We start from the raw sequence: 14,545 nt of genomic DNA, 5'->3' as shown, positions 1-14,545 counted from the left end.
CATCACGCCTGCCATGAAGTTGGCGATGGCCACTTAGCTCCACTTCTGGCGACCGCTAGAAGTGGGGGGATTACCCACCGATCCAGCATCCGACAGCTGCACGTTGTCGCTGACTGCAACGGTTTGGCTACCGTCCGCGTTGGTGGTGACCTCAACGTTTTTGCCCGCCTTGGCCACCGAGCCGGAACCGGTGCCTGCGGTTCCGTCCACGCCGTCGTTGCCGGCCTGCCCCTGCACGCCGGACTCGCCCTTCAGGCTCGCCAGCCAATCGCTTTCGTTGCCTTGGAAGCCGTTGGTCAACGCGACCTCGTAAGCGCTCAGACCGTCTGCGCCGCGTGGCCCAGGAATGCCAGTGCCGCTGCTCGGGGTTTGTTCAACAGCAGTGACTCGACCATCGAGATCATCAAGCGCTGCGCCAACCGTTTGGTGAGTCGCACCGCTGCGGAACTGGTAGACCGGCGCCACGAAGTTGCCGTTAACGAAGGTGGCGCCCCCGCCGAGAGATTGAACCGCTGTCCTCACCTGGCCCAGGTTTGCCGCATCCGTGTCCGACGTCCCCGCTCGAAGATTGGTGACCCGTCGGGTGCTCTGGCTCCCGCCCTCATAAGTGGAGCCCACGCTGACTTCATCGCTGGCCAAGCACCGGCTAAGGGAGCCCAGGGCGACACAACCTTGAGCGCTGGCCTCCGCTCCGTAGCCTATCGCAACCGATCGGACCTGCGACGCCTTTGCGCCGTAGCCGAGAGCAGAAGAAAGGTTGCCTTCCGCCGACGCAAACGTGCCAACCGCCGTAGCGCCTGTGCCTGCGACAGTCGCCGACCCCAAGGCCGTCGCGTAGTCTTGTTGCGCCTGAGCGTTGTTGCCCACTGCGGTTCCGGCGGTTCCAGTGGCTTGCGCGCCTTGTCCTACGGCCGCGCTGACATAGCCTGTGGCATTGGCGCCCGAGCCAAAAGCCTGTCCGCCTTGCGTGGCTCGCGCTTCCGCGCCGACAGCAGAAGAGTAGGTGCCTTCGGCCGACGATTGCCTGCCAACAGCCAGGGTAGATCCGCCTTGGGCACTAGATTCCGAGCCAACGGCCGTCGCAGCGCTCGAATCCGCGGAGTTTGCCCGAGCGTTCGGACCCACCGCCACGTCCTGTGGCCCGTTGGCTTGGGCCGCATCGGAGCTGTCGGCCAGACCGTTGGACTGAAAGTAGGGGGTTTCAGTGCTGTTAGTAGTCGTTTGCGCATACAGTGGAGACGCAAACAGAGCAGCGCTGACCACCGCGGTTAAAATGGAACGGCGGTATAAAAACATGTAAACCCTCCCGAGTTATGGATTGATATTTAATCCATAGCAGGCGATTTCAGATGCGCAAGCTGATCAGCTGATCTTTTTTTGGTTCGTTAGGAAAGGTTGCCTGACAAACCCGGGCAGGCGTGGTCCAATTCCATGCCAAAGGCTTTTCGAGTCCCCAAGCCGCGCACGCCCAATCCGTGCCGCGAGGGCACCAGCTCGGCGCCAGTGCTTGGGCAAGCAGATACGAAGAGGGTTCCTCGTTCGCCACTTCGAAAGTGGGAAGCTTTCGGCCCTGGCGATAGGCCCACTTCGCTTGCCCGCATTCGGCTTTCAGTTCCACGTGCGGATAATCGCGCGGTTCGGTCCAGCGCCCGCCCCAGTTCAGGCCAACGATCTCCGACAGCTCGCCAAACCGTTGGTAGCCAGCCCAAACGTAGGGATCATTCAAGTTCCAGCTTGGTTCCCCGTTGACGAAGACCGCCGCGTCCAGGGCCAAGCCGTAGTTGTGGCAGGAGGACCACGCCCCCACGCTTGTCACACCGCTGGCCGAGGCCAGCAAAGCGGCTTGGCGCTCGGGGCTTCGATACCCCTCCACTGGCCGCACGTCGAACCCCTCTGTTTGCAGCTGTGCCAGGACGGCTTCCACCTTTTCCCGCAAGGAGGGCGAAACCCCTTTCCAGACTCGTGTTTGCGCGGGATGAAAAAAGCGATAGACGGGGCTGTAAGGTTTTTGGATTACCCAACCCCTAGGGAATGGCATTGGATCGGCGGGGGTTGGTTTGATGGTTGAACAGCCGGTCAACGCCAATGCGAAAGCCGCCATGGTGGTAATTGATTTATGGCGAAGGTGCATGCTTTCCTCCCAGAAAGATCAATGAATGCTTTCAGGGGTAATGGATTTTCTGGAAAGCGCAAGCGCTTGGACACAAAAAGCCCTCGCTCAACAGGGGGAGGAGGCCTGTTGTCGAGGGCTTAGTGAGGAAGGGAAGGAGTTAGAAACCCTGCCTCGGTCAATCCATAGCATGCAAGCGCTGGAAGTCAATCCGGGCAGTTACGCTGCAATCACCACTATTTCGCCTGCCATGGAAGCTTCGTTTATAGCATCGGCGTCGAAGTGTTCGATCGCGAGGAGATCGGCTTGATACGTCAGGGCTGGGATGGCCTGCTTTCCGTTTTTAATGAACGAAACCATGTGGCTCAGCTGATCTTCGGTGATGCGGAACGAAAGATCGCGATCAGAGGTCAGGGCCATCACGCGCTTCCCGTTGAGCTCACTCAGGTCTTGAGCAAGGGTCTGAAGAGTTTCTTGGCCGCGCTTGCGAGCACCCACCTTGGTTTGAACATGAGCAAGGAACAAACCAAGGTTTACCAGGCGGTCCTGGAGCACCTGGATGTCAATCAAGCGGTCTACGTTGCTAGACGCTTTGATGGCGTGGCGTTGCAACACCGACTTGGTGAACTGGTATTGCTCATGGAAATCCTGGACCTTGTGCTTGAGGATCTCTGTGTCGCCCTCCTCAAAGTGCTGCTGGCAAGCGAGCACCAGGCCACGGAACTTTGCCTCATCCATCAGCGAGCTGCGCTCGTGAGCCTCGCTGACCAACTGAAGTGTCTCGGCAATGCTGGCAGACTGGGTTTCGATCTGGCCGCTGATCTTGTTGAGCTTCTTGCAGACGATGACGAAGCCTGCAGTCGTGACGGCCAGGTTCAAGCCAGTCATGGCGATGTTGGCCATCTGCAGGGCCTGGAGTGACCCAAGTCCTTGCTGGATCGCTTCCATGCCGCCTTGAAGGTTGCCCATGCTTTCTTGCATAGCGGCCTGAAGCTGGGAAATGCTCTGCTGGGCCTGCTGCGCGTCGCTCGGGAACACCAGGTGCGCGGCAACTTGGCCACCCTTTCCCGTTCCGGCGGCGTATCGCACCACGCCGCCAAAGATGTTCAACTCTCCAGAGGCGACACGCGCGAGGATGTCTTGGAGCTTGGGCAGTTCACGCGCCAGCTCTGCATTGATCACAGACATGCTTTCAGCCTTTCAGAATAGTGTTGGAAGTCGGCATCGATTCGCTTGCGACGAATCTTGGCGATCTGGAGAACGGCCGGGACCGTGATGCGGAATGCTGGGCCTGTTGCTTCATAGAGCGAATATCCCGCAGCGCCAACGGCGACAGGGGCCGCTATCAACGACGCCGCACGAGTGCCCAAAGCGGATGCAAAGCCTGCGACCCCGCCAGCGGATGCAAAGCCTGCGGCCGTCCCTGCGTTCTGAAGAAGCTGTCGCACCACCTTATCAATGACCGAGTTGGGCGGGGTTTCGCCAGCGCCCTCTGCAGCTGCATCGTCGGGCGAATACTTCCCAATGGCTCCCGCAAGAGCCAAAGCTTCGAGGGTAAAGACGTTGGCACCCTCTGGGATCTTGCCACCCAGCTTTTTAGCAACGTCTCTGGCGAGCTCCAGGTATTCGACCCCTGAGGAACGGTAGGTGTTCATCAGGGTGTTGCCGCCGAAGTCGCAGATCTCTTTTTTCAGGACGTCAGCAATCGACTGGAGGGCCCCTTCGGCCTTTCGCTTGACGATGAGCGCCTTGATGCCAGAGTCGAGCGCGAGCCGTCCCTTGCCGTTGTCCGTGATCAGATCAGCCAAGACATCGAGATCTTCACTGCTGGCCTGCGATAAAAGTTCGGCCAATGGCCTATCGCGCGGAACACTGGAATCCATTTTTCCCCCTGTATGGGCTGCCTAGCCCGTTTGTCTCTTGGCTGCGGGGCTCAAACAGCGAATGCTCCCCAGCAAGCTGATTCTAACCAGCACAACCTCATTCTCGGGCAGCGGCGTCGCATGAACAGAGATTTGGAGAACAAGCTTCTGGAAAAGTATCCGTAGCTCTTCTCACTCATGAAGGAGCGGGGGGCCTCGGTTAGCCTAGGGCTGTTCGAATCGGCCTCCAGCGGGGGACGATCACGATGCCCGTGCGCAAACCGTTGGTGCTTCAGAACCTAGGTCGTTCCTTGGGTGTCGTCATAAGGGCCGCTGGTGGCAGCCCCGCATCCAGCGTTGCGGCGCGCTCCCGAGACCAAAGCAGCTCCAGCTCCTTGAGGATGCTTGCCCAGACCGTCTTGCTCCGCTCGATCTGGAGCAGCATGCGGGGGCCGATGGTGGAGTGCTTGGATCGGCGCACTCCCGTGGCCATCAAGATGTCGGTGGTCTGGTAGCTGACCTTGGCGTCGATGGCTTTGGCCAACGCGACGATGGGGATTTGCCACCGAGCACCGCGCTTCCGGAGCCCGGGGATCAACGTGCCATTGTCGAGGTCCATGCGCACCTTCTCAATGCGCTTCTTCGATGCCTTGTCTTTGCCAAAGAGCGCCTCCGCTACCTCGGCTGGCGAGAGCATGGTGCGAGGAGGCGGGAAGGCTTCCTGGAGGATCTGCAGTGTGGACTTGGGGGCGCTCATCCTACGCATTCTAGCGTTCGTGAGTCGGCTCGCTGGAGGCCGTGCATGCGCCGATCCTGGTCCAGGCTTGGTCCAAGATCAGGTGCAAAAGGGTGGAAAGAGGGGCTTTCGGGTGCGTTCGCCCAAAAAACCTTCGGACACAAAAACCCCAGAAAACGCTTGTTTTCCAGGGTTCTTGTGACCTTGAAACTGGTCGGGGAGACAGGATTCGAACCTGCGACCTCTACGTCCCGAACGTAGCGCTCTACCAGACTGAGCTACACCCCGAAGGAGCCGCGTATGTTACATAGGGAATGCGTAATCGGCAAGCATCTGGCGAAAATAATTTTACTGATGTGGTTGGCCACGCTCGGGCTCGCGTGCTTCGAACCACATGCCGTTGAGCACTGCCGCCAGTGCGGCCAGACCGGTGCCGAGGATCCAGGCGAAATACCACATTGTCGTTCTCCTTGAGTCGTTGAAATGCGTGAGACGTTGAAGGCCTGCTGCGAGCGCCACGCACGTTCGCAGTGCAGCGCGCAGCGGGCATGCTCAGTAGGCGTTTGGATTGGCCGAGAGTTCATCGGCAGTGACCTTGCCCTTGAGCACGCGATAGACCCAGCTCGTATAGGCCAGCACGATCGGCATGAACAGCGTGGTCGCCAGCAGCATGATCCACAGCGTCAGGCGGCTGCTGGAGGCATCCCACAGCGTCAGGCTTGCGCTCGGTGCGGTGGACGAGGGCAACAGGAACGGGAACAACGCAAAGCCGACGGTAAAGACGATGCCGACGATGGCGCAACCCGAGGCGATGAACGCCAGGCCGCCGCGACGCACACGCAACAGCAGCGCATTCATCGCCAGCCCGACCAGGCCAACCAGCGGTGCCATCAGTGTGGCCGGCATGCTGCTGTAGTTGTGCAGCCAGCCGCCGGCCGCGGTGAGTGCGGCGGTCTTGCCGAGCGGATTGGTCGGTGCATCGGTGGCCAGGAGCGAAGTCACTGCATAGCCCGGCAGACCCAGCGCCACCCAGGCACCGGCGGCGGCAAACAACGCCACCGCGCAGAGCGCGGCGATGCTGCCGAAACGCGCCGCGCGCGCGGCCACCGGTCCGTCGGTCTTGAGCACCAGCATCGCTGCGCCGTGCGCCATCAACATCGCCACACTGAGCAGGCCGGCGAGCAGCGCGAACGGTGTCAGCAGTCCGAACAGGTTGCCGGTGTAGAAGATGCGCATGCTGGCGTCGAAGTGGAACGGCACACCGAGCAGCACGTTACCGACCGCCACGCCCATGATCAGCGCCGGAATGCAGCCGCCGACGAACAACGCCCAGTCCCAGGTGTTGCGCCAGCGCTGATCGACCAGCTTGCCGCGGAACTTGAAGCCGACCGGGCGCAGGATCAGCGCGAACAGGATCAGGAACATCGCCAGATAGAACCCGGAAAAACTCACCGCATACAGCGGCGGGAATGCGGCGAAGATCGCGCCGCCGCCCAGGATCAGCCACACCTGGTTGCCTTCCCAGACCGGGCCGATGGTGTTGATCACCAGCCGCCGTTCGGCATCGTTGCGGGCAACCAGCGGCAGCAAGGTGCTGACGCCCAGGTCGAAGCCGCCCATCACCGCGTAGCCGGACAGCAATACGCCAAGCAACAGCCACCAGATCACGCGCAGTGTGGTGTAGTCGAGCAAGATGAAATCCATGGTGTCTCTCCTGGCTTACGGTGCGCCGCCGGCCAGCGCGCCGGTGCTCAGTGGGGCGTTGGGTGAGGACGCGTGGGGCGAGTCGTTGTGCGGTGCCGGGGTGCGGTGCGTCGGCGGGAACAGCGCATCCGGGCCCTTGCGGATCGTCTTCAGCGACAGCTTGATCGCAATCACCAGCAGCGTGGTGTAGAGCGCGGTGAAGCCGACCAGGGTCAACACGATTTCGTACAGGTCCAGTCCCGATGCGGCATAGAAGGTCGGCAACACGCCTTCCACCGCCCACGGCTGGCGGCCGTATTCGGCCACGAACCAGCCGCACTCGATCGCGATCCACGGCAGCGGCAAGGTCCACAGCGCCACCGTCAGGAACCAGCGTTTGTCCTGGAAGTTGTGCTTGCAGGCGAACCAGAACGCAATGGCGAAGAACGCAATCAGGTAGATGCCGATGGCGGCCATGATGCGGAAGGTCCAGAACAACGGCAGTACCCGCGGCACCGTGTCCATGGCGGCCTGGGCGATCTGCTGCGGCGTGGCATTGCCGATGTCGTCGCGATAGCGCTTGAGCAGCAGGCCGTGGCCCAGATCCTGCCAATGCGCATTGAAGACCTGGCGTGCCTGGGCATCGTCCTTGTTGGCACGGATGCGCTCCAGCGCGCCATAGGCGATCTGGCCGCCGCGGATGCGGTGTTCGGCACGGCCGACCAGTTCCAGGATGCCGGGGATCGGCTGGTCCAGCGAACGTGTGGCGATCAAGCCCATCAGGTACGGAATCTTGATCGCGTAGTCGTTGCGATGGGTCTGCTGGTTGGGAATGCCGAACGCGGTGAAGTCGGCCGGCGCGGCTTCGGTCTCCCACATGGCCTCGATCGCGGCCAGCTTCATCTTCTGATGTTCGTTGGCGGCATAGCCGCTCTCATCGCCGAGCACCACCACCGACAGCGACGACAACAGGCCGAACGCGGCAGCCACCGCGAACGAACGCCGTGCCATCTCCACATGCTTGCCGCGCAGCAGGTAGAACGCGCTGATGGACATCACGAACACCGCACCGAGCACGTAGCCGGCGCTGACGGTATGCACGAACTTGGCCTGCGCCACCGGGTTGAACAGCACGGCCATGAAATCGACCACTTCCATGCGCATGGTGTCCGGGTTGAACACCGCGCCGGTCGGGTTCTGCATCCAGCCGTTGGCGATCAGGATCCACAACGCGGAGAAGTTGCTGCCGAGTGCCACCAGCCAGGTGGTGGCCAGATGCTGCACCTTGCTCAGCCGGTTCCAGCCGAGAAAGAACAGGCCCAGGAAGGTCGCTTCCAGGAAGAACGCCATCAGGCCCTCGATGGCCAGCGGTGCGCCGAAGATGTCGCCGACGTAATGGCTGTAGTACGACCAGTTCATGCCGAACTCGAACTCCATCACGATGCCGGTGCCCACGCCCATGGCGAAGTTGATGCCGAACAGCACGCCCCAGAACATGGTCATGCGCCGCCAGATCTCCTTGCCGGTCATCACATAGACGCTCTCCATGATGCCGAGCAGGAACGACAGGCCCATGGTCAGCGGTGGAAAGATGAAGTGGTACATCGCGGTGACTGCGAACTGCAGCCGCGACAGTTCAACAACTGTCGAGTCGATCATGGCGGGTGGGCCTGGTTGGGTGTCGATGAAGGAATGCAGCCGATCATCTGCGCTTGCCGCGACATGCGCGTTGATCCAGATCAATGCCGGGGCGGAGGGGTGCGGCACAATGCGCAGCCCGGAGCGGGAGGTGGCGCCTTACAATCGCCTGCAACACGATGTCTTCCCAGAGAGCGATGTGAGCCAGCCCAGCGTGCGAGCCAGCGAAACGCCAGCCCAGCGCCGCCAACGCGGCCGGTGGCTGGATGCGCTGGCGGCCCCGGCCACGCGTGCGCGGCGTCTGGCCGGCGTGGCGGTGGCGGTGTCCGGCGTGCTGCTGCTGGCGCAGGCGGCGGCGATCGCCTGGTTGCTGCAGGCCGTGCCGGTGCAGCATCTGGCGCTGACGCAGCTGCGCGACGTGGGCGCGGGGCTGGTCTGTGCGCTGGTGGGGCGGGCGATGCTCAATGCCTGGGCGCAGTCGCTGACCGGCGAGGTGGCCGATGTGGCCAAGCGCGAGCTGCGCGCCCGCATCGCGCGTCGTCTGGTGCAGCACGGGCCGGTGTGGCTGCGCCGGCAACGCAGTGGCGAACTGGGCGAACTGAGCCTGGCGCACACCGATGCGCTGGAGGGCTACTTCGTCGGCTACCAGCTCGCGCGCACCGAAATGACGCTGGTGCCGCCGCTGATCCTGATCGCGGTGTTCTCGGTCGATTGGGTGGTGGGCCTGGTGTTGCTGCTGACCGCGCCGCTGATTCCGTTTTTCATGATGCTGGTGGGCTGGGGCGCCGAAGCAGCAGGGCGCGAGCAGTTGGGCGAACTGGCACGCATGGGCGGGCACTTCGCCGATCGCCTCAAAGGCTTGGGCTTGCTGCGCGTGTATGGCCGCGGCGAAGCCGAGTTGAGCGGCATTGCCGCCGCGGCAGAAGGCGTGCGCGAGCGCTCGCTCAAGGTGCTGCGCATCGCCTTCCTGTCGTCCACGGTGCTGGAGTTCTTCGCCTCGGTGAGCGTGGCGATCGTGGCGCTGTACTTCGGCCTGACCTATCTGGGCATGTTGAATCTGCACGGCTTGCCGACGCTGGGCGCGGGCATGTTCTGCCTGCTGCTGGCGCCGGAATTCTTTGCGCCATTGCGGCGGCTGGCCGCGCATTACCACGACCGTGCCAATGCCCTGGCGGCGGTGGCCGAAGCCGAGCGTCTGCTGGAAGGATTCGAGCCACCGTCGGCAACGGTGCGGGTGCCGGTGCCCCCGTTGCGCGCGTTGGAACCTGCCCAGGCGCAGGCCCCGTTGCTGCAGGCGCACGATCTTGCGCTGCGGCCGCCGGGCGCGCCACACAGCGTAGTCGCGCATTTTTCGCTGACCTTGCAGCCTGGCCAGCGCGTGGCGGTGATCGGTGCCAGCGGTAGCGGCAAGAGCACCTTGCTCGAGGGGCTGGCCGGCTGGCTTGCGCCGGAGGCAGGCAGCGTGGTGCTGCGTCCGGATGCCCGCATCGGCTATGCCACGCAGCGGCCGTACCTGTTTCACGGCAGCATCGCCGACAACCTGCGCCTGGCCGATCCACAGGCCGGCGCGGCGCGCCTGCATGCGGTGGCCGACGCCGCACAGGTGCTGCGCTTTGCCGCGCAGCTGCCTGCGGGCCTGGACACGGTGATCGGCGAACGCGGCTTCGGGCTGTCCGGCGGTGAAGCGCGGCGCGTGGCCCTGGCACGGCTGTTGCTGCGTGAGCCGGACCTGTTGCTGCTGGACGAACCCACCGCCTTTCTCGACCCGGACACCGAAGCGGAGTTGCTGCGCACGCTGGGTGTGTTCGCACGCGGCCGTGCGGTGGTGGTGGCCACGCACAGCGCTGCGGTGATGCAGTGGGCCGATACGGTGATCGACCTGCGCGGCGCCACCGTGGTATCGGAGCAGCCATGAACACCGCACAGCCCGATCGTCTGCGCACCGTGTTTCGCCGGCATGCCTGGCGCCTGCTGCTGTCGGCCCTGCTGGTACTGGTCACCATGCTGGCCGGCGTGGGCCTGCTCGGTCTGTCCGGCAGCTTTCTGACCGCCGCCGCCCTGGCCGGTGCCGCGGGCATGGGCACCGGTTTCAATTTCTTCTCGCCTTCGGCCGGCATCCGCGCGCTGACCTTCGCGCGCATCTTTTCGCGCTATGGCGAAAAATTGATCGGCCACGACGCCACGCTGCGCATCGCCCGCGATCTGCGCGTGTGGTTCTTCCGCCGCGCGTTGCCGCTGGCGCCGGGCCGCCTGTCGGCCACGCGCACCGGCGATCTGCTGGCGCGGCTGATGTCCGACATCGGCGAGGTCGATGGCGTGAGCGTGCGCGCGCTGGCACCGTTGAGCGCATTGCTCGGCATCTGGCTTGCCGGTGTGGTTGCAGCGGCGCTGATCCATCCGCCAGCTGGCGTGTTGCTGGTGGTGCTTGGCGTGGTCATCGGTGGTGTGGTGCCGTGGCAGGTGGCGCGCGGCGGGGCGCAGCGCGAACAGCTGCGCTCCCTGCAACGCACGGCATTGCGCACGCAGGCGTTCGAGGGGCTGGAAGGTGCGGCCGATCTCGCTGCGGTGGATGCGCAAGGTGCCTGGCTGCATCAGGTCGATGCGGCGGCGGCGGCAGTGGTCGATGGCGATCGCCTGCAGCGCCGCCGGCTGATCGGCGGCAATCTGCTGCATGCGGTCTGCGGCGGTCTCGGCCTGGCCGGCATGCTGTGGCTGGCACTGGGCGCGGCCGAACGCGGATCGATTGCGGCGGACATGGCGGCCGGGCTGGTGTTCCTGACCATGGCGCTGCTGGAAGTCTGGGCCGGCGCCGGGCTCGCCTTGCAGGCGCTGCAGAGCGCACGCGTTGCAGCCAGGCGCCTGCAGTCCATCGTCGATCAGGCGCCGTCGGTGCTCGATCCCCCGCAGCCAGTGGAGGTGCCACGCAGCGGCACGCTGCAGCTGGATCAGGTCGGCTTTGCATGGCCGGGCAGCGCACGTCCGGTGCTGCAGGCGCTCGATCTGACGCTGGCGCCCGGCGAACGCATCGCCATCAGCGGCGACAGCGGCAGCGGCAAGAGCACCTTGTCCGCATTGCTGCTGCGGCTGTGGGACCCGCAGGCCGGGCAGGTGCGCTACGCCGGTATCGACCTGCGCGACGTGGCGCAGACGCACTGGCATCGCCGCATCGCCTGGCTGCCGCAGAATGCCCCGGTGTTTGCCGGCACGGTGCGCGATAACCTGATCATCGGCGATGCGGACGCAAGCGATACGGCGATGTGGAGCGTGCTGGACCAGGTGCGTCTGCGCGCCTGGGCCACCGCGCAGAACGGCCTGGACACCTGGATCGGCGAAAACGGCGCCACGCTCTCGGCCGGCCAGGCGCGCCGGCTGGCGATGGCGCGCGCCTTGCTGCGCGACGCGGCGATCCTGTTGCTGGACGAACCCACCGACGGCCTCGACGTGGATACCGCGCACGCCTTGCTGCTGGATCTGTCGGCGGCACTGGGCGAACGCAGCCTGGTGATGATCACCCACGACAGCGTGCCCGAGGGCGTGGTGCAGCGGCGCTATCGCATGCGCGCGGGTGCACTGGAGCCGTTGGCCTAGGGGTCCTTGCGCAGGCGGCTGCCATCAGCGAGGATCGGGTAACCACTTCGACAGGAATCGATGATGCAGCACATGCAAGGATGGATGAAGGCAGTGCTCTGTGCGGCTGCGTGCATGGCGCAGGCCGCAGTGGCCGAGGTCTCCAAGCCTTCGGCGTTCATGACACAGGTCAGGGTCGAGGTCGGTCCCGATGGTTCCATCGTTTCGGCGCAGGCCGATAAAGGCCTGCATGAGAAATTGCGGGAATCCATCGAGCGTCGCGTAAGCGCCTGGACGTTCGCACCGCCAACCGAGCAAGGCAGGCCGGTCTCGGCGGTCACTTATGTGCAGGTCGCAGCATGTCTGGTGTCGAAACAGGATGCAGTCAGTCTGGCGATCGCCAATGCGGGCAATGGTCCTTACCGGCCGCCGCGTGTGCAGTTCCAGCCCAGATCGGTGCCACCACCGGGCCTGCTGTCCGCCACGGCGTTGCAGCTGACAATTGACTACAACGTGCTGGCGAACGGGCGCGCAACGTTCGAGCAGGTTCACATCAGCAGCCCGACCGACGCACGCGGGACGCGCTGGTTGGAGGGAATGGCTACGCAATGGGTCAAGGCGCAGCGTTTCAAACCCGAGCAGTTGAACAATGTGCCGGTGTCCACCCGCATGCAGACGAATATCACGCTGTCGGGCGGCCCGACCACTCCGCGCGATCTCAACAACCAGCGCTCATTGGAGTTGACGCGGCAGGCGTTGTCGCGGGAGTGCCTCCAGGCGCTTGGAGACAACGCAGACCAGACCGTGGTGGTGGACTCGCCGGTAAAGCTGCTGTCCAGGGGCGAGTCGTAGCCGGCCGACCAAGGCACCGCGCATGCATGCGGGCAACGCTCGGTCGCAGTGAGCGCGTGTATTGCCTCAATCAGGCAATGTGTCCAACGCAGCCATCAACGCGGGGTGTTGCCATGCCCAACACAAGGCAGTGACGTTCACCACGACGGTGATCCAGAACCGCAGCTGGAAGGCCGCCTTGCTGGATTTGTGCCGGAACAGTTGCTGCGCCAGCAACGCGCCCGGCCAGCCGCCGAGCAGTGCGATGAGGTGCAGGGCGGCTTCTGGTGTGCGTTGCCGGCCGCGTTGGGCTGCGCTCTTGTCGAGCCAGTAGACCAGCATCGCCAGCATGCTTGCAGCCGCGTACCACAGCGCCAGCAGCGCTGGCAGGCGGCCTGCAACCACCATCGCGGCCATGCCGACCAGAAACAGCAGGGCCAGCGTCTTGCGCGGCAGGCCATGCTGTCGTGACGGGCCACGCCGCCGTTGCGCGGTTCGGGAAATCAGCTGGCGTCCAGAAAGTCGCGCACGGCCGGGCCGAAGCGCGCGAAATCGACCAGGAAGGCATCGTGGCCTTGTGGCGAATCCAGCCCGATGAAGCGTGCATCGGCACCGCCGGCGCGCAGGCCTTCGGCGATCTGTTCCTGTTGCTGCACCGGGAACAGGATGTCGGTGTTGGCACCGATCGCCAGCGCACGCGCGATGCGGATCTGCGCCAGGCCGGCCAGCACCGTGGCGTCGGTCGAGATGCCTGTGTCCGGTTTGGCAGCGACAGCAGCGTTGTCGGTTTGCGTGCCATCGACACGCGCGTTGTTGGCCAAGCTGTCGTCGACATACTCGGCCAGGTCGAACCAATCCATCGAACGGCTCAGATACAGATAGCAATTGGGATCGAAGAAGCGCACGAAGCGGCGCGCATGGCCTTCCAGATAGCTTTCGACCTGGAATTCCAGCCCGAACGGATCGTCGGCGGCCTGTTCGGAATCCAGCCGCACCCGGCCGAAACGGCCGTCCCATTCCAGCGCCGAGCGATAGGTGATCACGCCAAGCTTGCGCGCCATGCGCATGCCCGATTCCGGGTAACGGGTGTCGTCGTAATGGCCGCCGTTCCAGTGCGGATCCAGGCGGATGGCTTCGCGCTGCAGCGAGCGGATCGCGATCGAGAACGGCAATGCCTGCGCACTTCCGGAGATATTGATATGGCTGCGCGCAATACCCGGATGCCGCAGCAGCAACGCCAACGCGGTCATGCCGCCCATCGAGTTGCCGATCAGGCAGGCCAGTTGTTCGATGCCCAATGCGCGTACCACGTCGGCGGCGGCATCGGCCACGTCTTCGATCGACAATTCCGGGAAGCTCAGGCGATACGGCGCGCCGGTGGCAGGGTCGATCGATGCCGGGCCGGTCGATCCCTTGCAACTGCCCAGGGAATTGACGCAGACCACGAACCAGCGCCCGGTATCGATCGGCTTGCCCGGCCCCAGCATCGCGTCCCACCAGCCCGGCTCGGGATTGGCCTGATTTGCCGCAGCATGCGCGTTCGGCGACAAACCGGTGACGATCAACACCGCATTGCTTCGATCGGCTGCCAGCCTACCCCAGGTTTCGTAGGCCACGTGCGCCTGGTGCAGCACACCGCCTCGCTTCATCGGAAACGGCGAAGGCAGCGCGTGGAATAGCGTGCCGGGTGGGATGAATTCAGTCATGCGGCAATTCTATCTGCCATGGCATGCGCCGGGGTGCAGGATGGGAATGGGGAATGGGGAATCGGTTTGAGGTCTTGCGCTGGGTGATGCCACTCTGCAGAGCGGCGGACCTGCGGCCTGGCTGCAAGGCCCTTGCCCGCCCACCATCGCGGGACACGCCGCAAGTACGTCCCTGTAGGCTCCGGCGCGGCATCCATGCCGCTCAGGGTCCCGCGACGGTGAGCGGGCAAGGACCAATGGAGATGGTCGGTGTGCATGGGAAGAGCAGTGCTGGATGCGCCTCGTTGAATCACCAAGCAGCGGTTCCAGGTCTGATGCATACCGCACGACAGACGGCTTTTCAGATGAGCGCCGACCAACTGTCTGGTGCGGTGTCCTCGCCGGTTGCGGGACCGTGTGGCGGCATGGATGC

At 64.0% G+C, this 14,545-nt stretch carries 13 protein-coding genes and 1 tRNA gene; 3 read left to right on the top strand and 11 right to left on the bottom strand.

The window, feature by feature from the left end; genetic code table 11:
- Window positions 1-33: 33 nt before the first annotated feature.
- From LL972_RS20830 to LL972_RS20790, 9 genes are all read right to left on the bottom strand, one after another.
- On the bottom strand, window positions 34-1,296 hold the full coding sequence (locus LL972_RS20830; protein WP_228329210.1) for a hypothetical protein: 1,263 nt from the start codon (window positions 1,294-1,296) through the stop codon (window positions 34-36).
- A 49-nt stretch (window positions 1,297-1,345) separates the two neighbouring features.
- Complete coding sequence (locus LL972_RS20825; RefSeq protein ID WP_228329209.1) at window positions 1,346-2,131, bottom strand: M15 family metallopeptidase; 786 nt, start codon at window positions 2,129-2,131, stop codon at window positions 1,346-1,348.
- 198 nt (window positions 2,132-2,329) lie between these two features.
- Complete coding sequence (locus LL972_RS20820; protein WP_228329208.1) at window positions 2,330-3,298, bottom strand: hypothetical protein; 969 nt, start codon at window positions 3,296-3,298, stop codon at window positions 2,330-2,332.
- Window positions 3,289-3,993: a hypothetical protein gene (locus LL972_RS20815; RefSeq protein ID WP_228329207.1), complete on the bottom strand. Its 705-nt coding sequence runs from the start codon at window positions 3,991-3,993 to the stop codon at window positions 3,289-3,291. The genes LL972_RS20820 and LL972_RS20815 overlap by 10 nt, the downstream gene beginning before the upstream one ends.
- Window positions 3,994-4,264: 271 nt before the next feature.
- On the bottom strand, window positions 4,265-4,729 hold the full coding sequence (locus LL972_RS20810) for a hypothetical protein (protein ID WP_228329206.1): 465 nt from the start codon (window positions 4,727-4,729) through the stop codon (window positions 4,265-4,267).
- A gap of 190 nt (window positions 4,730-4,919) precedes the next feature.
- Window positions 4,920-4,996, bottom strand: a tRNA-Pro gene (locus LL972_RS20805).
- Window positions 4,997-5,056: 60 nt separating this feature from the next.
- Window positions 5,057-5,167, bottom strand: a complete 111-nt coding sequence (gene cydX, locus LL972_RS20800) for a cytochrome bd-I oxidase subunit CydX (RefSeq protein ID WP_024939993.1) — start codon at window positions 5,165-5,167, stop codon at window positions 5,057-5,059.
- Window positions 5,168-5,260: 93 nt separating this feature from the next.
- Window positions 5,261-6,412, bottom strand: coding sequence for a cytochrome d ubiquinol oxidase subunit II (gene cydB, locus LL972_RS20795; RefSeq protein ID WP_228329205.1), 1,152 nt, complete (start codon window positions 6,410-6,412; stop codon window positions 5,261-5,263).
- Window positions 6,413-6,427: 15 nt separating this feature from the next.
- Window positions 6,428-8,050, bottom strand: a complete 1,623-nt coding sequence (locus tag LL972_RS20790) for a cytochrome ubiquinol oxidase subunit I (protein WP_104586081.1) — start codon at window positions 8,048-8,050, stop codon at window positions 6,428-6,430.
- A 130-nt stretch (window positions 8,051-8,180) separates the two neighbouring features.
- Between LL972_RS20790 and cydD the strand changes: the two genes are divergently transcribed.
- The 3 genes from cydD to LL972_RS20775 all read left to right on the top strand — a co-directional run bounded on the left by cydD (window position 8,181) and on the right by LL972_RS20775 (window position 12,448).
- On the top strand, window positions 8,181-9,944 hold the full coding sequence (gene cydD, locus LL972_RS20785) for a thiol reductant ABC exporter subunit CydD (RefSeq protein ID WP_429002213.1): 1,764 nt from the start codon (window positions 8,181-8,183) through the stop codon (window positions 9,942-9,944).
- Window positions 9,941-11,617 (top strand): thiol reductant ABC exporter subunit CydC, encoded by a 1,677-nt coding sequence (gene cydC, locus LL972_RS20780; protein ID WP_228329203.1) that lies wholly within the window; start codon window positions 9,941-9,943, stop codon window positions 11,615-11,617. Before cydD ends, cydC begins: the two co-directional genes overlap by 4 nt.
- Window positions 11,618-11,680: 63 nt before the next feature.
- Window positions 11,681-12,448: an energy transducer TonB gene (locus LL972_RS20775; RefSeq protein WP_228329202.1), complete on the top strand. Its 768-nt coding sequence runs from the start codon at window positions 11,681-11,683 to the stop codon at window positions 12,446-12,448.
- 66 nt (window positions 12,449-12,514) lie between these two features.
- Here LL972_RS20775 and LL972_RS20770 read toward each other — a convergent pair whose 3' ends face one another.
- Together LL972_RS20770 and metX are read right to left on the bottom strand one after the other, a co-directional pair.
- On the bottom strand, window positions 12,515-12,778 hold the full coding sequence (locus LL972_RS20770; protein ID WP_429002212.1) for a DUF1294 domain-containing protein: 264 nt from the start codon (window positions 12,776-12,778) through the stop codon (window positions 12,515-12,517).
- A 152-nt stretch (window positions 12,779-12,930) separates the two neighbouring features.
- On the bottom strand, window positions 12,931-14,133 hold the full coding sequence (gene metX / locus LL972_RS20765; RefSeq protein WP_228329201.1) for a homoserine O-acetyltransferase MetX: 1,203 nt from the start codon (window positions 14,131-14,133) through the stop codon (window positions 12,931-12,933).
- Window positions 14,134-14,545: the final 412 nt, after the last annotated feature.

The organism is Xanthomonas campestris pv. asclepiadis (assembly GCF_020784175.1).
Classification (GTDB): Bacteria; Pseudomonadota; Gammaproteobacteria; order Xanthomonadales; family Xanthomonadaceae; genus Xanthomonas; species Xanthomonas campestris_D.
The sequence above is the reverse complement of the archived record's forward strand: the minus strand, read 5'-3'. Positions and strand labels throughout refer to the sequence as shown.

Bases quoted from the DNA above. Each gene is read 5' to 3' on its own strand.
- metX (WP_228329201.1), bottom strand. From the start codon at position 14,133: ATGACTGAATTCATCCCACCCGGCACGCTATTCCACGCGCTGCCTTCG.
- LL972_RS20810 (WP_228329206.1), bottom strand. From the start codon at position 4,729: ATGAGCGCCCCCAAGTCCACACTGCAGATCCTCCAGGAAGCCTTCCCG.
- cydX (WP_024939993.1), bottom strand. From the start codon at position 5,167: ATGTGGTATTTCGCCTGGATCCTCGGCACCGGTCTGGCCGCACTGGCG.
- LL972_RS20830 (WP_228329210.1), bottom strand. From the start codon at position 1,296: ATGTTTTTATACCGCCGTTCCATTTTAACCGCGGTGGTCAGCGCTGCT.
- LL972_RS20820 (WP_228329208.1), bottom strand. From the start codon at position 3,298: ATGTCTGTGATCAATGCAGAGCTGGCGCGTGAACTGCCCAAGCTCCAA.
- LL972_RS20815 (WP_228329207.1), bottom strand. From the start codon at position 3,993: ATGGATTCCAGTGTTCCGCGCGATAGGCCATTGGCCGAACTTTTATCG.
- cydB (WP_228329205.1), bottom strand. From the start codon at position 6,412: ATGGATTTCATCTTGCTCGACTACACCACACTGCGCGTGATCTGGTGG.
- LL972_RS20770 (WP_429002212.1), bottom strand. From the start codon at position 12,778: ATGCTGGCGATGCTGGTCTACTGGCTCGACAAGAGCGCAGCCCAACGC.
- LL972_RS20790 (WP_104586081.1), bottom strand. From the start codon at position 8,050: ATGATCGACTCGACAGTTGTTGAACTGTCGCGGCTGCAGTTCGCAGTC.
- LL972_RS20825 (WP_228329209.1), bottom strand. From the start codon at position 2,131: ATGCACCTTCGCCATAAATCAATTACCACCATGGCGGCTTTCGCATTG.
- LL972_RS20775 (WP_228329202.1), top strand. From the start codon at position 11,681: ATGCAGCACATGCAAGGATGGATGAAGGCAGTGCTCTGTGCGGCTGCG.
- cydC (WP_228329203.1), top strand. From the start codon at position 9,941: ATGAACACCGCACAGCCCGATCGTCTGCGCACCGTGTTTCGCCGGCAT.